This is a genomic window from Pseudazoarcus sp. NS36 (assembly GCF_059703705.1).
The window spans coordinates 340525-360147 of record NZ_BAAKJA010000004.1 but is presented as its reverse complement, the minus strand read 5'-3'; the positions used below and the strand labels follow the sequence as shown (position 1 = coordinate 360147).

The window sequence follows — 19623 nt, the reverse complement described above, 5'->3', positions numbered from 1 at the left end:
CAGGACGACGAAAACAACAAGAGAACCGCATGACGGCGAAAGAGAAACTCCCTCGCATGGTGCCCGGCAGCGACGCGCACAGCTTCAACGCCCGCGAATCCTGGCGGATTTTCGGGATTATGTCAGAGTTCGTGGAGGCCACGGAGCGGCTCAACGCCATCCGCCCGGCAGTGTCGATCTTCGGCAGCGCGCGCACCCGCGCCGACCACCCCTACTTCAAGCTCGCCGAAGACATCGCGCACCAGTGCTCGGATGCCGGCTTCGCGGTGATCTCCGGCGGCGGCCCCGGCATCATGGAAGCGGCCAACAAGGGCGCCTTCCACGGCAAGAGCCCGTCGGTGGGGCTCAACATCCAGTTGCCGATGGAGCAGCACGGCAACCCCTATCAGGACATCTCGCAGACCTTCAAGCACTTCTTCGCGCGCAAGTATTGCTTCGTGAAGTTCGCCGCGGCCTATGTAGTGCTGCCGGGCGGCTTCGGCACGCTCGACGAACTGCTCGAAGTGCTCACGCTGATCCAGACCCGAAAGACCCGCAGAATTCCGGTGATCCTCGTGCATCGCCCGTTCTGGGAAGGCCTGCTCGAGTGGTTCCGCGACCGCCTCATCGAGGAGGGCATGATCAACCCCGACGACATGGACCTAGTACAGATCATCGACGAGCCGGCAGAGATCGTCGCGGCCATCTTCAAGCACTACGAGACGCGCGGTTTCGAAATGCTGCCGGAAGAACACGAGCTGATGCTGAACCTGTAAGCGCCCGGCCGGCCCGACCGCCTGGCGCGTAAGGCGCTAGAATGCACGCATTGCACGGAGACTGACGATGAACCGCTTCCTGATGATCCTGCTGCTGGCCGTTTCGCTGCCGGCCGCCGCCCAGATTCTTGAACCGCTGCCCCCGCCGCCCCCGCCGCCGGAGGGCATGACCGACGATCCGGTCGAGCCCGAAGTCACCATTCTTCAACGCGGTGGCGACGAGATCCAGGAATACCGCATGAACGGCAAGCTCTACATGGTCAAGGTCACCCCGGCGCATGGCGTGCCCTACTATCTGGTCGACCAGAAGGGCGACGGCGTGATGATCCGGCGCGACCAGCGGCCCGAGCTGTCGGTGCCGATGTGGGTGATCAAGTCCTGGTAAGTCACTGCGGATCGCTCGCCGATGTCGGTATTCACACCCGTCACCCATGACGACCTGGCCCGCTGGCTCGACGGCTTTGCCGTTGGCCGACTGGTCGAGTTCGAAGGCATTGCCGCCGGCGTGCAGAACAGCAACTTCTTCGTCACGACCACCCTCGGTCGCTACGTGCTGACGCTGTTCGAAGCCATCCCGCGCGCCGACCTGCCGTACTACCTGTACCTCACCGCACATCTGGCCCACCACGGCCTGCCGGTGCCAGCGCCGGTGGCCAACCGGCACAACGAATATCTGGGCACGCTGTCGGGCCGGCCGGCGGCGCTGGTGCGACGCCTTTCGGGCAAGTCCATCACCGAAGCCACCCCTGCGCTGTGCACGCGTGTCGGCGCCATGCTCGCCGGACTGCATCTGGCCGGCCAGTCCTACGGCCGCCGACAGCCCAACCCGCGCGGCGCGCAATGGCGTACAGCGGTCGCGCCGAACGTGTTGCCGCACCTGCCTGCCGCAGAGGCCGAGCTGCTGCAGGACGAACTGGCCTGGCAAGCCCGACAGGACTTCTCCAGCCTGCCCCAGGGCGTGATCCACGCCGATCTGTTCCGCGACAACGTGCTGTGGGACGGCGAGCTCATCGGCGGCGTGATCGACTTCTATTTCGCCGGCAACGATGCCCTGCTGTTCGATGTCGCAGTCACCGTCAACGACTGGTGTACGATGACCGACGGCCAGCTTGACCCCAGGCTTTGCGACGCCCTGCTGTCCGCCTACGCGGCCGAACGCGACTTCACCGAGGCCGAACGCCGACTGTGGCCCGCCGCGCTGCGTGCTGCGGCACTGCGTTTCTGGCTGTCGCGCCTCGAAGACAAGCACCTGCCGCGCGGTGGCGAGATGGTGCAGGTCAAGGACCCCGATGAATTCCGCGACGTCCTGCGGCACCGGATCGCCACAACACACTCACTTCCCGCCGTGGCCTGAGGCCACCGCAACGACAGGAACGACGCCCCTCACGATGCAAGCACGACGCTTCCCCTTTCGACGCGGCTGGCAATGGGTTGCCGAAGGCGCCCGGCTGTGGCGCCGCAACCCGGCCCTGCTGATCTTCGCGTCCTTCACCTATTTGCTGCTGTTGCTGCTGATCAGTGCCATACCCACCATCGGCCAGCCGCTGGCCTATCTGCTGATGCCGGCCATGTCACTCGGGCTGCTCAACACCTGCCGCGCCGTGGACATGGGCCTCAAGACCGGCCCCGACATCCTGTTCTCGGGCTTCCGGCCCAAGCTGCTGCCCAGCCTGATGGCCATCGGCGGCATCTATTTCATCGCCACAATGCTGGTGGTGTACCTCACCATCCCCTTCGACGACGGCGCACTGATGCGCATCCTGACCGGCGCCGAACGCTTCGACCCGGAAGGCGAACTGCCCGACTTTGGCAACGCCCTGATCGCCGGCAGCCTGATGTCGCTGCCGGTACTGGCCGCCTACTGGTTCGCGCCCATCCTCGCCGGCTGGTGGCGGGTACCGGCCGCCAAGGCCATGTTCTTCAGCCTCTACGCCTGCCTGCAGAACTGGCGACCGCTACTGGTGTTCGGCCTCACGCTGTTCCTGATGCTGGGCTTTGTGCCGCGCATCCTCGTCAGCCTCGCAGCCCTCGTCGCGCCGCTGTTCTCGACCCTGATCACACTGGTCCTGCCGCTGATTCTGCTGCCGATCACCTTTGCCAGCTTTTACGCCAATGCGCGCGACGTGTTCGGCTGGGAACAAGATGCGCCGCCCGCCGGCTGAAGCCGCACCGCTCGGGCTGTTCGGAGGCACCTTCGACCCGATCCACACCGGTCACCTGAGGCTGGCCGAGGAAGCGCGCGAAACACTCGGTCTGGCCGACGTCAGCTTCATCCCGGCCGGCACGCCGCCACACCGCGACGTGCCGCAGACACCCGCCCGACACCGGCTTGAAATGGTACGCCGCGCGATTGCCGGCAATCCGGCATTCTCCTGCGACGACGCCGAGGTCCGCAGTGAAGGCCGCAGCTACACCGTACTCACGCTGGAGCGCCTGCGCGCGCAGCACGGCAAGCGCCCGCTGGTGCTGCTGCTTGGCGCCGACGCCTTTCTCGGTCTGGCGGGCTGGCATCGCTGGCAGGAAATCCTGCTGTTTGCCCACATCGCGGTGGCCGGCCGCCCCGGACACGCCCCTGACATCCTGCCCGATGCACTGCAGGCTGCACTGGGCGACCACATATGCCACGATGCGGCCCGCCTGCACGCCGCACCTGCCGGTGCAATCGTGCGTTTCGACATGACCCCGCTGGCGATTTCGGCCACGGAAATCCGCGCAATGCTGCGCAACGGCCAGAGCCCGCGCTATTTGCTCCCCGATTCCGTTGTCGACTATATTGCCGCCCACTCCCTTTACAGCAGCCCCTAATGGACCTCAAGAAACTCGAAAAGACCGTCGTCGACGCGCTCGAAGACATCAAGGCGCGCGATATCGAGGTCATCGACACCTCTCGCCTCACACCGCTGTTTGACCGCGTGGTGGTCGCCAGCGGCGACTCCAACCGCCAGACCCGTGCGCTGGCCCGCCACGTGCATGACAAGGTCAAGGAAGCCGGCGGCGAAGTAATCAGCATCGAAGGCGAAGAGAGCGGCGAATGGGTGCTGGTGGATCTCGCGGACATCGTCGTGCACATCATGCAACCGGCCATCCGCAGCCATTACAACCTCGAGGAACTGTGGTCGGCCTCGCCGTCCCGCCGCCCCGCGCGCAAGGCCTGAGCCTGCAATCCGGAGCAGCGCGATGAAGTTGCTGCTGGTCGCCGTCGGCACGCGCATGCCCGGCTGGGTGGAGGCCGGATTCGACGAATTCGCCCGCCGCATGCCGCGCGAGATGCCGCTCGAACTCGTTGAAATCAAGGCCGAACCGCGCACCACCGGCAAGACCGTGGACGCCATGCAGGCCGCCGAGGCTGGCCGCATCGAAGCCGCCCTGCCGGCGCGCTGCCGGCGCGTGATCCTCGACGAGCACGGCCGTGATCTGAGCACCATCGCACTGGCCGCGCGGCTGGAAGTCTGGCGCGAGGGGGGCGAAGACATCGCACTGATTGTCGGCGGCCCCGACGGCCTCGCGGACAGCATCAAGAAGTCCGCCAGCGAGTCGATACGACTCTCCAGCCTCACGCTGCCGCACGCGCTGGTCCGCCCGCTGTTGGCCGAAGCGCTGTACCGTGCCTGGAGCGTGACCCGCAATCACCCTTACCACCGGGAATGAAATGAACTACCCCCACGCTCACTACGTTCGCTGCCCCCCGAGGGGGCTCAGGTCTCCTTTGGGACGGCCCGGCAGGAGGCCTGGGAGCCCCGCTCCATGAGCCGACCCCGCATCTACCTCGCCTCCCGCAGCCCCCGCCGCCGCGAACTCCTGCGCCAGATCGACGTGGATTTCGACATGGTGCTGTTCCGCGACGGCGAGCGTACCGACCTCGACGTGGACGAAACGCCGCACGCCGGAGAGGATGTCGAAACCTATGTCGCACGGCTGGCGGTGATGAAAGCCGAAGCCGGCGCGCGTCGCGTCACCATGCGACAGCTCATCCGCCGCCCCGTGCTGGGCGCGGATACCACGCTGGAAGTGGACGGCGAGATCATCGGCAAGCCCGCCTCGCGCGACGAAGCCGTGGCCACGCTGGAGCGCCTGTCCGACCGCAGTCATCGCGTACTCACCGCCGTCGCCCTGTCCGACGGCAAGCGCACCGAGCACATCACGAACATCAGCGAAGTGCGTCTTCGCGAACTTTCGCGCGATGAAATCCTCCATTACGTCGCCTCCGGCGAGCCCATGGACAAGGCCGGCGCTTACGGCATCCAGGGCCGCGCCGCGATCTTCGTAGCCGACATCCGTGGCAGCCACAGCGGTATCATGGGTCTGCCGCTGTTCGAGACTGCACAGCTGCTTGCACGCTTCGGCCTGCCGGTACTTTGAACGTTGTTCGATGAGCCATTCACAAGGCGCGCCCGGCGCGCCTTGTGAATTTCCCATTGGGCAGCGCTCATGAGCATCGAATTCCTCATCAACTGCACGCCGCAGGAAACGCGCGTGGCCGTCACCGAGCAGGGCGTGGTGCAGGAACTGCACGTCGAACGGACGGCCAACCGCGGCATCGTCGGCAACGTCTATCTCGGCCGCGTCGTGCGCGTGCTGCCGGGCATGCAGTCGGCCTTCATCGATATCGGGCTGGAGCGCACGGCCTTTCTGCACGTGGCCGACATCTGGAATGAACGCGCCAACGGCGAACCGGTACGTAGCATCGAACGCTTGCTGGCCGAAGGCCAGAACATCACCGTGCAGGTGCTCAAGGACCCGCTCGGCACCAAGGGCGCGCGGCTGTCGACGCAGATCAGTCTGGCCGGCCGCATGCTGGTGTATCTGCCGCAGGACAAGCACATCGGCATTTCCCAGCGCATCGAGGACGAGACCGAGCGCGAGCGGCTGCGCGAACGCCTGGGCGCACTGATCCCGGAGGACGAAACCGGCGGCTACATCGTGCGCACCATGGCCGAAGCGGCGACTGACGAGGAACTGGCCGCCGACATCGACTACCTGCGCAAGCTGTGGGCCGAGATCCGGGGCCGCGCTACCGCCTCGCACCCACCCACCGTGCTGCACCAGGATCTGGACCTCGCCCACCGCGTGCTGCGCGATCTGGTCACCGACGAGGTCGGCCGCATCCTCGTCGACTCGCGCGAGAACTATCAGCGCCTGCTCGCCTTCGCTCGCGAGTACAGCCCCAAAGTGCTGCCGCTGCTGGCCCACTACAGCGGCGAGCGCCCGCTGTTCGACCTGCACAACGTCGAAGTCGAGATCGAGAAAGCGCTGGCGCGCCGCGTAGACCTCAAGTCCGGGGGCTACCTGATCTTCGACCAGACCGAGGCGATGACGACCATCGACGTCAACACCGGCGGCTTTGTCGGCGCGCGCAACTTCGATGACACCATCTTCAAGACCAACCTCGAGGCCGCCCAGACCATCGCGCGGCAGCTGCGTCTGCGCAACCTCGGCGGCATCATCATCATCGACTTCATCGACATGGAGAACCTCGACCACCGCAACCAGGTGCTCGAAGAACTCAAGAAGGCGCTGGTGCGCGACCACACCAAGATGAGCGTGAACGGCTTCACCGGCCTTGGCCTGGTCGAGATGACGCGCAAGCGCACACGCGAGTCACTCACCCACCTGCTGTGCGAGCCCTGTCCCACCTGCGAAGGCCGTGGCGAGGTCAAGACCTCACGCACCATGTGCTACGAGATCCTGCGTGAGTTGCTGCGCGAGGCGCGCCAGTTCAACGCCAAGGAATTCCGCCTGCTCGCCGCACCGAACGTGGTCGACCTTTTCCTCGACGAGGAATCGCAGGCGCTGGCCATGCTGTCCGACTTCATCGGCAAGAAGATCTCGCTGCATCCCGAGGCGAGCTACACCCAGGAACAGTTCGACATCGTGCTGCTATGAAGGGCATTGATCCGCTGCTCGGCATACTGGCCTCGGGTATCGGTCTGGCGGCTGCCCACGCCGGCGGCGTCACACTCGATCCGCTCAAGGCCGCAGCCGCATTGCTGCTCGCCGCACCCGCCTTCATGGGCTTTCGCCGCACGACCTTGCGGGTGGCCGGCGAAACACCCAATCCGGTCACCGAGTTCATCTTCGCACTGCTGCTGCCGGCGCTCTTCCTGCTCGTGCTGACCAGCGGCACCGATCACTTCGTGCGTGGGGCCTGGAGCTGGAGCGCCTTCGCGGCCGGGCTGCCGTTTGCCCTGCTCGCCGCCTGTGTGCCGCTGGTGCGCGGCTTCGAATCCCGCACCGACGATATCTCCACCGGCCGCAGCACGCTGGCAGCGGCCATCACCCCGATGAATGCCAAACTGTGGCTGTTCGGCCTCTCTTTGCCGGCCTATCTGTGGCTGGTGCTGCAGATCGGTCGTGACGCGCTGCCGCAGGCCTGCGGCGCAGCACTGTTGTCACTTTTGTTCTCGCTGCGCGCGGTGCGGGTGCTGCTGGAAGATTTCGATGACGCAGCCGAACTTGCGCGTGCTTCGCGTTTCACCGCATTCGCCGCAGCCAGTAGCGGCGTGTTGCTGATCGCCGGCTTCCTGCTTGCCGATCGGCTCCCCTTGTTCTGAACGGATTGACGCCATGATCGGACGCATCACCGGAACCCTGCTCGAGAAATCCCCGCCGCAGATCGTCGTCGACGTCGGTGGCGTCGGCTACGAGATCGACGTGCCGATGAGCACCTTCTACGGCCTGCCGGCCACCGGGCAGAAAGTGTCGCTGTTCACGCAGTTCGTCGTGCGCGAGGACGCCCACCTGCTGTTCGGCTTTGCCAGCGCGGACGAGCGCGAAGCCTTCCGCCAGCTGCTCAAGGTCTCCGGCATTGGTGCGCGCACTGCGCTGGCGGTGCTGTCCGGCCTGTCGGTCAGTGATCTGGCACAGGCCGTCACGCTGCAGGAGACGGGGCGTCTGGTGAAGATTCCGGGCATCGGCAAGAAAACGGCCGAGCGTCTGCTGCTCGAACTGCGTGACCGACTCGGCAAGGCCCTGCCCACGCTCGCCACCTCCGGCGGCATGCCCATCCCGTCACCGGCCAATGATCGCAGCGACATCCTCAACGCCCTGCTCGCGCTGGGCTACAACGAGCGCGAAGCGCTGGCGGCAATGAAGGGACAGGCCGAAGACGTGTCCGTTTCCGACGGCATCCGTCAGGCCCTGAAGCTGCTGGCCAAGGCCTAGGTCGGGTTCCGGGCACGGAATTGCGACGCTATCGCGTTTCAGCCCTGCGTCAACGCGACCTGCGAAAGCGAACCGGCTAAACTCCGGCCATGATCGAAACCGACAAACTCGGCTCTGCCCCGCGCCTCGTATCCGCTGCACCGTCCGACCGCCAGGAAGACGCAGTCGAACGCGCACTGCGCCCCAAGCGACTGGCGGAATACGTCGGCCAGGCCAAGATCCGTGAGCAGCTTGAGATCTTCATCTCCGCCGCGCGCAATCGCAACGAAGCGCTCGACCACGTCTTGCTGTTCGGCCCTCCCGGCCTGGGCAAGACCACGCTGGCGCATATCGTGGCCGCCGAGATGGGTGTCAACCTGCGCCAGACTTCAGGCCCGGTGCTCGAACGCGCTGGCGATCTGGCCGCGCTGCTGACCAACCTCGAACCGCACGACGTGCTGTTCATCGACGAAATTCACCGCCTCTCGCCGGTGGTGGAAGAAATCCTCTACCCCGCGCTGGAGGACTACCAGATCGACATCATGATCGGCGAAGGCCCGGCCGCGCGTTCGGTCAAGCTGGATCTGCCTCCGTTCACGCTGGTCGGTGCCACCACCCGCGCCGGCATGCTGACCAATCCGCTGCGCGACCGTTTCGGCATCGTGTCGCGGCTGGAGTTCTATACGCCGGATGAGCTGCGTTATATCGTCAGCCGCTCGGCAAAACTGCTCAACGTCGAAGTCGAGGACGACGGCGCCTTCGAGATCGCACGTCGCTCCCGCGGCACGCCGCGCATCGCCAACCGCCTGCTGCGCCGCGTACGCGACTATGCCGAGGTAAAAGCAGGAGGCCGCGTCACGGCTGAGGTCGCCGATGCGGCGCTGGAAATGCTCGAAGTCGACCAGCTCGGGCTGGACATGATGGACCGCAAGCTGCTCATGGCCATGCTAGAGAAGTTCGACGGCGGCCCGGTCGGGCTCGACAACCTGGCCGCCGCCATCGGCGAGGCCGGCGACACCATCGAGGACGTGCTCGAACCCTATCTGATCCAGCAGGGTTACCTGCAGCGCACCCCGCGCGGGCGCGTCGCCACGGCCGCCATCTGGCGCCACTTCGGCCTTGCGCGCCCGGGGCGCGACGACCTCTTCAACGGGGATTGAAATGCGCTTCTTCCTCGCCTTCGCGATCGTCGCATGCATCGCGGGCGGGGCCTGGCTTTGGCAGGCTCAGGATTTCTACTGGCCCGCGCGCGGCGACCCTTCGCTGGCGATGTACCTGTCCGGCGGCGCAACCCGCCTGCTCGGCGCCGGCCTGTTTGCAACCGGCGGGCTTGGAGTGATGGCCGTACTGCAGGCAAGGCGCGGGGGCATTGCCGGAAAGACCTGGCAATACGCCTACTTCACGCTGGCGATGATTGCTGTCGGCCTGATAGCTGCAGCAATGTGGCAAGGCGAGATTGTCCCCAACCCCGAATCAAACGTGGCACAGGACGCACGCTGAATCAGCGCTGAAGCCTGCTGGCCCGAGGCCGACAGGCTTCAGGACACCTGAACAACCAGCCCCTTGAGGTACTCGCCCTCCGGCACTGCCAAGCCGACCGGATGATCCGGCCCGGCCGAGAGGCGATGCAGGATGCGTGCATCCACGCCGGCATCCACCGCCGCGCCGGCCACGATCTTCTGGAACAGTTCGTGGCCGATGCCGCCGGAACACGAATAGGTCATCAGGATGCCACCGGGCGCGAGCAGGCGAAAACCGAACAGGTTGATGTCCTTGTAGGCGCGCGCGGCCCGGTCGGCGTGGGCCGCCGAGGGTGCGAACTTGGGCGGGTCGAGCACGATCAGGTCGAAACGTTCGCCAGCCCCCTTCAATTCACGCAGCGCCTCGAACACGTCGGCCTGACGCCATTCTGCGCGCGCAGCATCGAGCTGCGGATTCATAGCGAGGTTGGCACGACCACCTTCCAGCGCGGGGCCGGAAGAGTCGATCGACAGGACCGAACTCGCGCCGCCAGCAAGTGCTTGCAGGGAGAAACCACCGGTGTAGCAGAAACAGTTGAGCACGCGCCGTCCGGCAGCCAGCCGGCCGGTGAGCAGGCGATTGTCGCGCTGGTCCAGATAGAAGCCGGTCTTGTGACCGCCCACCACATCCACCCCCAGCCGCACGCCGTTTTCGACGATGCTCAGTTGCGCGGGCAACTCACCATAGACGCAGCCGGTGACCGGCCCGAGACCTTCCAACCCCCGTACATCCGAGTCGGAACGCTCATACACCGCGGCACAGCCGGTGGCCTGCACCAGCCCCGCGACGATGGCTTCGCGCCATTTGTCGGCACCAGCGCTGGTCAGCTGCAGCGCCACGACCTCGCCGTAGCGATCAGCGATAACCCCTGGCAAGCCGTCGGACTCGCCGTGAATCAGGCGTACGCCGTCCTCGCCGGCAAGCAGCGGATGAGCCTGACGGCGCGCCACCGAGGCGGCAACGGCGCGCTTGAAGAAGGCGTGATCAATGGTCACCTCCGGATCAAAGCTCCACATCCGCGCACGGATCTGCGACTCCGGCGACCACGCAGCTCGGCCAAAGAGCTTGCCCTCGGCACTGAGCACCTCGACCGTATCCCCCGGCCGCGCACGCCCCTCCAGACGTCCGACCGAGCCGGCAAAGATCCACGGATGGCGCCGCATCAACGAGCGCTCCTTGCCGGGATTGAGGATCAGACGAGCCATGGGATGTTCCTGCGGAATACGAAGGGCGCGAGTCTACCGTAGGTCGGCAGGCACAAAGCGAATGCCGAACTGCGGCAGCTCAAAGCGTCGCCCCCGGCCTGCCGCTATTTGCGCTTGGCACGCGGGTGCGCAGCGTCGTATACCTTGGCCAGGTGCTGGAAATCAAGGTGGGTGTACACCTGCGTGCTGCGGATGCTGGCGTGGCCGAGCAGCTCCTGCACCGCGCGCAGATCGCCACTGGACTGCAGCACATGACTGGCAAAGCTGTGGCGCAACATGTGCGGATGCACATGCACGCCCAGACCACGTCGCTGCGCCCAGCGCGCGAGGCGTGTGCGTACGGCGCTCGGGGTCATGCGCGTGCCGGTACGTGTGACGAACAGGGCTGGCTGATCACCGCGTACCCAGCCGGAACGCTCGGCAAGCCAGGCCTGTACGGCCGCAAGTGCCACCGAGCCGACCGGCACCTTGCGTGTCTTGCCGCGCTTGCCGAGCACGGTGACCATTGCGTCGGCGGCATCAATGCCGGCATCGACATCGAGGGAAGTCAGCTCCGACAGACGCAGGCCGGACGAATAGAACAGCTCGAACATCGCGCAATCGCGTACTTCCAGCGCGTCTTCGGGTGCGGAATCAAGCAGTGCGGCGGTCTGGTCCGGTGACAACGCCTTGGGCAGGCGCATCGGCGCCTTGGGCGGACGCACCGTCTCGACCGGGTTGGTGACCAGACCGCGATGACGCGTCATCCAGCGATAGAAACCACGCCATGACGACAAGGCGCGCCCGATGGAACGGCTGCCCAGGCCGGCCGCATGCAGTCTTCCGGCCATGCGCCGGATGTCATGCACGGAGAGTTCCGACAAGGCCCGCGGGGCCGCCAGCTCGACCAGACGGGTCAGATCGCGGCGGTAGGCCTGCAGCGTCAGCGGGGATGCGCGGCGCTGGCTGGCGAGCCAGTCGAGCCAGGCTTCGACGTCTTCCGGCAAGGGAGCGACGTCTGCGTGCGCCATGTCAGCCGAGCAGGCGACGCAAGGCCGCAGCCAGGGTTTCGCCGAGACGCTCGAGGAACAGGGTGCCCATGTCCGGGTAGAAGCGCTCGGCCTCCTCACTGGCCAGCGCCAGCATGCCCAGCGCCTGTCCGTCACAGCGCAGCGGGATCAGGGCCACCGAACGCAGATGGGCCGAAGCTTCGCCAAACCAGGCCAGCGCTTCAAGGTTTGCCGGGGCGCCGCAGTAGGGGCGGCGCATCTCGGCGGTCTGGAAACGCAGCTCTTCGCTGACCGCCTCGAACACTTCGCCGTCGGCCGGTACGGCCGCATCCCATACGCGCACGGCCACATGCGGCACTCGGAAATCCTCGTGCAGACTCTGCAGCAAAGCCTGATACAGGGTCGGGAACTGCTCTGCGGCGATCAGGGCGAGCACGAGGCGATGCAGCTTGGCGCCGATCTCGTCGTTTTCCTCACCGAAACGGATCAATTCGGCGAGTTTGGCTTCGAGCAGACGAATCTTGTCGCGCAGCGCATGCAGCTGACGCTCGGCCAGCGTGATGGCCTGTCCTCCGTGCGGGTGAGGCACGGTGACCTCAACGAAGATATCGCCGTGCTCGACGAGGAAATCGGGGTGTTCGCGCAGATAGCGCGCGACCTGTTCAGCATCCATCAAAGCACTCCTGTCTTGCAGCGAACATCACGCGTCAGGCAATGTGATTTCACCGTCGAATACGCTAACCGCCGGGCCGGTCATGAGCACCGGGGCAGCCAGCCCGTCCCAGGCAATGGACAGCTCACCGCCGTGCGTCTGGACCTGCACCGGCGACTGCAGCACGCCGCGCAGGATACCCGCCACAACCGCCGCACAGGCGCCCGTCCCGCAGGCCAGCGTCTCGCCCGCGCCGCGCTCGAACACGCGCAAGCGGATAGTGTGCGCATCAACGATCTGCATGAAACCGGCATTGACTCGCGCCGGGAACCGGCTGTGGCGCTCGATCTGAGGACCTGTTTCCGCCACCGGGGCGGTATCGACATCCGCGACGATCTGCACCGCATGCGGGTTGCCCATCGACACAGCAGTGATGGCGATACGCGAACCATCGGCAAGATCAAGCGGCTGCACGACCTCATCCGAATCGGAGACAAACGGCACACGTGCCGACTCAAGCACCGGCACACCCATGTCCACGGTGACCAGACCGTCGTCCTCCAGACGTGGCTCAATCAGCCCGCAGCGGGTTTCAACTCGGATGGTGCGTTTGCTGGTGAGGCCCTTGTCGTGCACGAAACGCACGAAGCAGCGTGCGCCATTGCCGCATTGCTCAACCTCGCCGCCATCGGCGTTGAAAATGCGATACCGAAAGTCGACGTCGGGCCGCGTCGCCGGCTCGACGACCAGCAACTGGTCGCACCCGACACCGAAGTGCCGATCCGCAATGGCTCGCACCCGCTCGGGCGGCAAGGCAACAGGCGCAGCAGTGGCGTCGATCACGACAAAGTCGTTACCGAGTCCGTGCATCTTGGTGAAGCGCAACAGCATGTGGAATCCGTGGATCAGGCCCGGGGGCGTTGGCAGGATTCTCACCTACGACGGGGTCACCGTCCAGCAAGGACTGGCGTGCCACGCTAACGCGAAGGGAAACGGGAAGTTAGCCGCCGCGGCCGGAGGCCAGTGCAACAAGGCGATCGGAGCCGACCGTTTCCAGCCAGGTACGCACACGCTTGGCATCCGCCGTGCGGGTCCAGGTGCCCTGCGAATTGAGCAGCACCATGATGACGGGCTCACCGCGCACCCAGGTCTGCATCACAAGACAACGACCGGCCTCACGGATGAAACCCGTTTTGGACAGACCGACCTGCCAGTCGGGATCGCTTACCAGCGAGTTGGAGTTGCCGAAGCGCTCCATGCGCGCCCCCAGACGGACATAGCGCTCGGAGGCAGTCGAGAATTCGCGGATCAGGGGATAAGACGCCGAAGCCGTAACCAAGCGCACCAGGTCGCGCGGGCTGGACAGGTTACGCGGATTGAGGCCGCTGCTGTCGGCAAAGCGCGTATCGCGCAGACCGAGCATGCGTGCCTTGACATTCATTGCCTCCACGAAGGCTTTGAGACCGCCCGGGTAGTTCCGTGCCAGCGCAGAAGCAGCACGATTCTCGGACGACATCAGCATCAGGTTCATCAACTCTTCGCGCGTAAGGCGCGTTCCGACGCGCAAGCGTGAGCCGGTATTTTTCAGACGGTCGATGTCGTCGCGGGTGATGGTCAGCGGCTCGGACAAGCGCTGACGCGCGTCGAGCACGACCATTGCGGTCATCAACTTGGTAATGGAAGCAATCGGTACTGCCTTGGCACTGTTCTGTTCGAACAGCACATCGCCGGTACGCTCACTGACGATCATGAAGGAGGCCGAACGCAGCTGCGGCAGATCATCGCGCTCAAGCGCGGCGCCGGGAGGCGCAGCAAGTGCAGCCGAGCAGACCATGCACAGGCCGAGGAATGACTGAACAAGACGCTTCATGATGCTTGCCACGTTGCTGAAGAGAACCCTGCGATTTTCATGGGGTTATTTTTGTAACAAATCCAGCAAGATAGCAAGCATCTTTTAAGCACGTTGCCAAAAAAACACGCAAACCCTGTGAATTTAAAGCTTAATTCCTAATCAGAAATGACCGAAGCCGCCCGAAGGCGGCTTCGACACCGTCAGCCTATCGCATGTCGCGCACGAGGTGAACCCGCACGAACACAGGGGGCTTTCAGACGACGATCAATCGCCGTATTTGGCGGCCTCTACCGAAGCCAACGCCGTCATGTTGACGATGCGCCGCACCGTCGATTCGGGCGTCAGGATATGCACCGGCTTGGAGGCTCCGAGCAGGATCGGACCGACCGTGACACCCTGACCCGCCGCATTCTTGAGCAGGCCGTAAGCGATATTGGCCGCGTCGAGATTCGGGAAGATCAGCAGATTGGCCTCGTCGCGCATGCGTGCGTTCGGGAACACATCCAGACGCGCACTCATGTCGAGCGCCAGATCGCCGCCCATTTCACCTTCCACGGCCAGCGTGAGGTGGTCACGATGCAGGATTTCCAGCGCCGCACGCATCTTGACGGCGGATTCGGAATCTCCGCTGCCGAAGGACGAATGCGACAGCAGGGCCACCTTGGGTTCGATGCCGAAGCGGCGCACTTCGGCAGCCGCGAGCAGCGTCATCTCGACAATCTGCTCGGCAGTCGGATCTTCATTGACGTAAGTGTCGGCCAGGAACAGCGTGCGACCGGTCAGCGCCAGCACGTTGAGCGCGTAATAGTGATTCACGCCCTGCTTGCGCCCCAGCACCGTCTCGATGAAACCGAGGTGCACCGGGAACATGCCGTAGGTGCCGCAGATCAGGCCATCACCATAGCCGTGCTTGAGCATCAGCGAGCCGATCAGCGTGGTGCGGCGACGCACCTCCTTCTTGGCATATTCGACCGACACGCCACGGCGCTCCATCAGGCGGTGATAGTCCATCCACAGCTCCTTGAAGCGCGGATCGTCGTCCTGGTTCACCAGTTCGAAATCGGTCTCCGGGCGCATGCGCAGACCATAGCGCTCGATGCGCTGCATGATCACCGCCGGACGACCGACCAGAATCGGCCAGGCCAGACCTTCGTCAATCACGGTCTGCGCCGCGCGCAACACTCGCTCGGACTCCCCTTCGGCGAAGATGATGCGGCTTGGGGCGTTGCGCGCTTCGGTGAACACCGGCTTCATGAGCAAGCCCGAATGCCACACCACGTTGTTGAGCTGGCCGCGATAGGCGTTCCAGTCGCTGATCGGGCGCGTTGCCACGCCCGACTCCATGGCCGCCTGCGCCACCGCCGGCGCAATCTTCACCAGCAGGCGCGGATCAAACGGCTTGGGAATGATGTACTCGGGGCCGAAACCACCGCCCTGCTCGGAATAGGCCGAGGCCACCACGTCACTCTGCTCGGCACGCGCCAGCTCAGCCAGCGCCTGCACGGCGGCGAGTTTCATTTCATCGGTAATCGCGGTGGCTCCCACATCGAGCGCGCCACGGAAGATGAACGGAAAGCACAGCACGTTGTTCACCTGGTTCGGGAAATCCGAACGGCCGGTCGCCATGATTGCGTCGTCGCGCACGGCACTGACTTCATCCGGCGTAATCTCGGGCTCGGGGTTGGCCAGCGCCAGAATCAGCGGCTTCGCGGCCATGCGTGCCACCATCTCGGGCTTGAGCACACCACCTGCCGACAGGCCCATGAACACGTCACAGCCTTCGATCACCTCCGCCAAGCGGCGGGCATCGGTCTTCTGTGAGTAACGCTGCTTGAGCGGATCCATCAGCGTCGTGCGGCCTTCAAAGACCACGCCCTCGATGTCCGTCACCCAGATGTTCTTGCGCTGCACGCCAAGCTTCTCGAGCAGCGACAGGCAGGCCAGCGCAGCAGCCCCGGCGCCGGATGTGACTACCTTGACGTCCTTGAACTCCTTGCCGACCAGATGCAGACCGTTGGTTATCGCCGCTGCGACCACGATCGCCGTGCCGTGCTGGTCGTCGTGGAACACCGGAATCTTCATCCGGGCGCGCAATTGCTCCTCGATGTAGAAGCATTCCGGCGCCTTGATGTCTTCGAGGTTGATGCCGCCGAAGGTCGGCTCCAGCGCCGCCACCACTTCGATGAAGCGATCCGGGTCGAGCGCGTCCACCTCAAGGTCGAACACGTCGATACCGGCAAACTTCTTGAACAGGACGGCCTTGCCTTCCATCACCGGCTTGGACGCCAAGGGACCGATGTTGCCCAGCCCGAGCACTGCCGTACCGTTGGTGATGACCGCCAGCAGGTTGGCGCGCCCGGTCAGCTCGGCGGCCTGCCGCGGGTCTTCCGCGATCGCATCGCAGGCCGCGGCCACGCCCGGCGAGTACGCCAGCGAGAGGTCACGCTGGTTCGACAGCACCTTGGTGGGAGTGACCGCGATTTTCCCCGGACGGGGATGGCGATGATATTCGAGCGCGGCCTCGCGCAACTGCTTGTCCATGAAACCTCCGTGCGTGCGTGACCGGAACACTCGCCCCAGCCATCAAAAGATCATGCCACACGACGAGCGCCCCCTGCGACCCGCAGGGGGCGCTCGTCGTGTGGCGCCATGGCACAATCATAAGCACGCCGTCCGCGACGCTTCAGTCGTATTTTCCACAGCCACACCGGAAGCTCCCGCCCCATGCCTCCACCCCCGCCTCGCCTCGCCCGACGCATGACCGACATCGAGCCCTTCCATGTCATGGAGCTGCTTGCCCGCGCCCGCCAGCTCGAGGCCCAGGGGCGCAACATCATTCACATGGAAGTGGGCGAACCGGACTTTCCGACCCCGCAACCGGTCATCGACGCAGCCCAGCGCTTCATCGCCACCGGCAAGGTGCACTACACCCCCGCGGCCGGCTTGCCGCAACTGCGCGAAGCCATCTCCCGCCACTACCAAGACCGCTTTGGCGTGGACGTCGCCCCTGAGCGCATCGTCGTCACACCTGGCGCTTCCGGCGCGCTGACGCTCATCCTTGCGGCCTCGACCAACCCAGGCGACGGCTGGCTGCTGCCCGACCCGGGATATCCGTGCAACCGCTCTCTGGTGCGCAGCTTCGAAGGCGTTCCGCAGGCATTGCCGGTGAATGCCACTACACGCTTCCAGCCCACCCCGGCACTGCTCGCCGAGCACTGGCAGCCCGACACGCTGGGCGCGATCGTCGCCTCCCCCTCGAACCCTACCGGCACGGTGCTGGCGTCTGACGAGCTGGGCGCCCTTCATTCAGAGGTTTCCGCGCGCAAGGGCCTGCTGGTCGTTGACGAGATCTACCAGGGCCTCAACTACGCATCCGAGCCCTGCACGGTGCTGGCCAATACGCATTGCGCAAAGGCCGACAACCTCTTTGTCGTGAACAGCTTCTCAAAGTACTTCGGCATGACCGGCTGGCGCTTGGGCTGGCTGGTCGCACCGGCATGCTGGGCGCGCGAAATCGAAAAGCTCGCCCAGCACTTCTTCATCTCGGCACCGACGCCGGCCCAGCATGCCGCCCTTGCGGCTTTCTCGGCGGGCACACGCAGCATCCTGGAAGAGCGACGCGAGGTATTTGCACAGCGCCGCTCAGTGCTGTTGCCGGCGCTGCGCGAACTGGACATGCAGATCAAGGCCGAGCCGGAAGGCGCTTTCTACATCTACGCCGACATCAGCGCCATCGCCGAGGACAGTCGCCTCCTCGCCCACCGCCTGCTCGAAGAAGCCGGCGTAGCGACCACTCCCGGCATCGACTTCGGCAACAACCAACCAGACCGGCATCTGCGGCTGACGTACACCACTCGCAGCGAACGCCTGCTTGAAGCCGTCGAGCGCATACAGCGGCTCATCGGCAAGACCTGAAATGAAAAACGGCCCACAAGGGGCCGTTTTTGACTGCAGCAACTCGCGGGCGCGACTCAGGCGCCGGACGACTTGCGCAAGACGTCCTGCAACTGACGCTTCACGGACATCACGCGCTTGGTGTAGCGCATTTCCGGATCGTGCCGGGCACCGTTGTAATACTGCAGCGCAGCTTCCAGCGTGCCATAACGCTGCAGCCCCTCGACCAACACCAAAGTGCCGACCTGCACGTTAAAACGCGGGTCGAACAACACCGTATGGTCGTTCTCCGGCCCGATCTTGTCCATGTGCCAGCGCGGGATCACCTGCATCAGACCCAGTGCGCCGGCATGGCTCTTGGCCTCGGGATTGAAGCCGGACTCGACCGCCATCATTGCAACGATCAGTAGCGGATCCAGCGCAGCTTCGCGTGCGCTCTGCTCCGCTTCGGCGAAAGCCGGATCCAGTGCTTCGGACGATACCCGATAACGGCGCGCGACCCAGTCACGCACGCGCTGCATCTCAGCAGAGAGCTGCATTTCCTGTTCAGCCGCTGCTGCCTCTTCGGCTGCCAGCAGTGCTGCTTCGGACTCCACCGCCTGCGCGCGCAAGTGATGCCCACCCAGAAGCAGAACCGCGGCAAACGCTGACAGCACCAGCACCGCATGGGTTGCCTGCGAAAGATGCCGCAGGGAATTCTTTGCCAGCGTCGAAACGCGAGTTGCGTGATTCATGGTTCCTCCTACCCGCAATCAAGCACCCCGACCGCCCCAACTTCAGGGGCCGTTGTGCGCCGATCAAAGCACGCACAGGCGTTGATTACAGAGGTTGTCAAACCCGTCGCCGCAACCAGACAACGAGTCCCGCGGTGCGAGCGGCCAACTGACTGCGCCGACAAATACCGGCGCCGCACCTGTATAAAAAAACACGAAACAGTACGCTACGTGCACAAAATTTTTCGCACTATGCTGATTTGACTCGACTTTGTCAATCAGCCCGAACCCCGGGGAAACCCGCAGAGCGCAGCACGCTCCAGTCGAAGAACGGCCCTGGGTCAGTCTTTCGCCCCGGCGCGACATCAGAATGACCTACGATGTCACGAATCGGATAGCGTGCGCACAAAGCCCGCAACAGCTCCACCAGCCGGGCATATTGCTGAGGCTCAAACGGCAATGTGTCACACCCTTCCAACTCCACTCCGACCGAGAAATCGTTACAACGTTCCCTCCCCTGCCAACACGACGCGCCCGCATGCCAGGCCCGATCGTCAGTCGACACGAACTGCACCAGCTCACCATCGCGCCGGATGAAGAAGTGCGCCGAGACACGCAAGCCCGCGATCTGCGCGTAATACGGGTGCTCGTCGGGGTCGAGACAGTTGGTAAACAACTGCTCCACCCCCGGACCTCCAAACTGCTCCGGCGGAAGGCTGATGTTGTGGATCACCGCCATGCCCACTACAACGCCGTCAGGTCGGGCATCGAAATTGGGTGAAGCGCAGCGGCGGGTGGCCGACACCCAGCCCGACTCCGGCAGAACCTTCAGCGCTTCGTGGTCACACATTGCAATCTCTTGAATCACGGATGCTTTGCAACGCCAATGATGACACCGACAC

At 64.7% G+C, this 19623-nt stretch carries 22 protein-coding genes; 14 read left to right on the top strand and 8 right to left on the bottom strand.

Going from position 1 to position 19623, the window contains the following annotated elements; genetic code table 11:
• Positions 1–29 precede the first annotated feature (29 nt).
• The 13 genes from AC6H0R_RS08690 (at position 30) to AC6H0R_RS08630 (ending at position 9395) form a co-directional block, all read left to right on the top strand.
• A complete protein-coding gene (locus AC6H0R_RS08690; RefSeq protein WP_497580964.1) occupies positions 30–755 on the top strand; it encodes an LOG family protein in 726 nt (241 codons plus the stop codon).
• Positions 756–822: 67 nt separating this feature from the next.
• The gene (locus AC6H0R_RS08685) at positions 823–1140 is read left to right on the top strand and encodes a DUF2782 domain-containing protein (RefSeq protein ID WP_497580963.1); all 318 of its coding nucleotides are present in this window, start codon (positions 823–825) and stop codon (positions 1138–1140) included.
• 21 nt (positions 1141–1161) lie between these two features.
• On the top strand, positions 1162–2109 hold the full coding sequence (locus AC6H0R_RS08680; protein WP_497580962.1) for a homoserine kinase: 948 nt from the start codon (positions 1162–1164) through the stop codon (positions 2107–2109).
• 34 nt (positions 2110–2143) lie between these two features.
• Positions 2144–2917, top strand: a complete 774-nt coding sequence (locus AC6H0R_RS08675; RefSeq protein ID WP_497580961.1) for a BPSS1780 family membrane protein — start codon at positions 2144–2146, stop codon at positions 2915–2917.
• Positions 2898–3560: a nicotinate-nucleotide adenylyltransferase gene (gene nadD / locus AC6H0R_RS08670; protein ID WP_497580960.1), complete on the top strand. Its 663-nt coding sequence runs from the start codon at positions 2898–2900 to the stop codon at positions 3558–3560. The genes AC6H0R_RS08675 and nadD overlap by 20 nt, the downstream gene beginning before the upstream one ends.
• Positions 3560–3910, top strand: coding sequence for a ribosome silencing factor (gene rsfS / locus AC6H0R_RS08665; RefSeq protein ID WP_497580959.1), 351 nt, complete (start codon positions 3560–3562; stop codon positions 3908–3910). Before nadD ends, rsfS begins: the two co-directional genes overlap by 1 nt.
• Positions 3911–3932: 22 nt before the next feature.
• Entirely contained in the window at positions 3933–4403 is a 471-nt protein-coding gene (rlmH, locus tag AC6H0R_RS08660) for a 23S rRNA (pseudouridine(1915)-N(3))-methyltransferase RlmH (protein ID WP_497580958.1), read from the top strand.
• Positions 4404–4499: 96 nt separating this feature from the next.
• A complete protein-coding gene (locus AC6H0R_RS08655) occupies positions 4500–5114 on the top strand; it encodes a Maf family protein (RefSeq protein ID WP_497580957.1) in 615 nt (204 codons plus the stop codon).
• Between the two features lie 69 nt (positions 5115–5183).
• Positions 5184–6638 carry a ribonuclease G gene (gene rng, locus AC6H0R_RS08650; protein ID WP_497580956.1) on the top strand — a complete coding sequence of 485 codons (1455 nt, stop codon included), beginning with the start codon at positions 5184–5186 and terminating at the stop codon, positions 6636–6638.
• Positions 6635–7306: a hypothetical protein gene (locus AC6H0R_RS08645; RefSeq protein ID WP_497580955.1), complete on the top strand. Its 672-nt coding sequence runs from the start codon at positions 6635–6637 to the stop codon at positions 7304–7306. The genes rng and AC6H0R_RS08645 overlap by 4 nt, the downstream gene beginning before the upstream one ends.
• 13 nt (positions 7307–7319) lie before the next feature.
• Complete coding sequence (gene ruvA, locus AC6H0R_RS08640; RefSeq protein WP_497580954.1) at positions 7320–7916, top strand: Holliday junction branch migration protein RuvA; 597 nt, start codon at positions 7320–7322, stop codon at positions 7914–7916.
• Positions 7917–8005: 89 nt separating this feature from the next.
• Entirely contained in the window at positions 8006–9055 is a 1050-nt protein-coding gene (ruvB, locus tag AC6H0R_RS08635) for a Holliday junction branch migration DNA helicase RuvB (protein WP_497580953.1), read from the top strand.
• Between the two features lies 1 nt (position 9056).
• A complete protein-coding gene (locus AC6H0R_RS08630) occupies positions 9057–9395 on the top strand; it encodes a hypothetical protein (RefSeq protein ID WP_497580952.1) in 339 nt (112 codons plus the stop codon).
• A 38-nt stretch (positions 9396–9433) separates the two neighbouring features.
• Here the strand turns inward: AC6H0R_RS08630 and AC6H0R_RS08625 are convergent, their stop codons facing one another.
• From AC6H0R_RS08625 to AC6H0R_RS08600, 6 genes are all read right to left on the bottom strand, one after another.
• Positions 9434–10621, bottom strand: coding sequence for a class I SAM-dependent rRNA methyltransferase (locus AC6H0R_RS08625; RefSeq protein ID WP_497580951.1), 1188 nt, complete (start codon positions 10619–10621; stop codon positions 9434–9436).
• 104 nt (positions 10622–10725) lie between these two features.
• Positions 10726–11631 (bottom strand): tyrosine recombinase XerC, encoded by a 906-nt coding sequence (xerC, locus tag AC6H0R_RS08620; protein ID WP_497580950.1) that lies wholly within the window; start codon positions 11629–11631, stop codon positions 10726–10728.
• A gap of 1 nt (position 11632) precedes the next feature.
• Entirely contained in the window at positions 11633–12283 is a 651-nt protein-coding gene (locus AC6H0R_RS08615; protein WP_497580949.1) for a DUF484 family protein, read from the bottom strand.
• Positions 12284–12310: 27 nt separating this feature from the next.
• Positions 12311–13153: a diaminopimelate epimerase gene (gene dapF, locus AC6H0R_RS08610; protein WP_497580948.1), complete on the bottom strand. Its 843-nt coding sequence runs from the start codon at positions 13151–13153 to the stop codon at positions 12311–12313.
• Between the two features lie 109 nt (positions 13154–13262).
• The gene (locus AC6H0R_RS08605; RefSeq protein ID WP_497580947.1) at positions 13263–14132 is read right to left on the bottom strand and encodes a serine hydrolase; all 870 of its coding nucleotides are present in this window, start codon (positions 14130–14132) and stop codon (positions 13263–13265) included.
• Positions 14133–14378: 246 nt separating this feature from the next.
• On the bottom strand, positions 14379–16655 hold the full coding sequence (locus AC6H0R_RS08600; protein WP_497580946.1) for an NADP-dependent malic enzyme: 2277 nt from the start codon (positions 16653–16655) through the stop codon (positions 14379–14381).
• A gap of 183 nt (positions 16656–16838) precedes the next feature.
• Between AC6H0R_RS08600 and AC6H0R_RS08595 the strand changes: the two genes are divergently transcribed.
• Positions 16839–18029 carry a pyridoxal phosphate-dependent aminotransferase gene (locus tag AC6H0R_RS08595; RefSeq protein ID WP_497580945.1) on the top strand — a complete coding sequence of 397 codons (1191 nt, stop codon included), beginning with the start codon at positions 16839–16841 and terminating at the stop codon, positions 18027–18029.
• 56 nt (positions 18030–18085) lie between these two features.
• On the opposite strand, the gene AC6H0R_RS08590 is transcribed toward AC6H0R_RS08595, so the two are convergent.
• Positions 18086–18742 carry a lytic transglycosylase domain-containing protein gene (locus tag AC6H0R_RS08590; protein WP_497580944.1) on the bottom strand — a complete coding sequence of 219 codons (657 nt, stop codon included), beginning with the start codon at positions 18740–18742 and terminating at the stop codon, positions 18086–18088.
• Between the two features lie 253 nt (positions 18743–18995).
• The gene (gene ampD / locus AC6H0R_RS08585; RefSeq protein ID WP_497580979.1) at positions 18996–19571 is read right to left on the bottom strand and encodes a 1,6-anhydro-N-acetylmuramyl-L-alanine amidase AmpD; all 576 of its coding nucleotides are present in this window, start codon (positions 19569–19571) and stop codon (positions 18996–18998) included.
• Between the last annotated feature and the right edge of the window lie 52 nt (positions 19572–19623).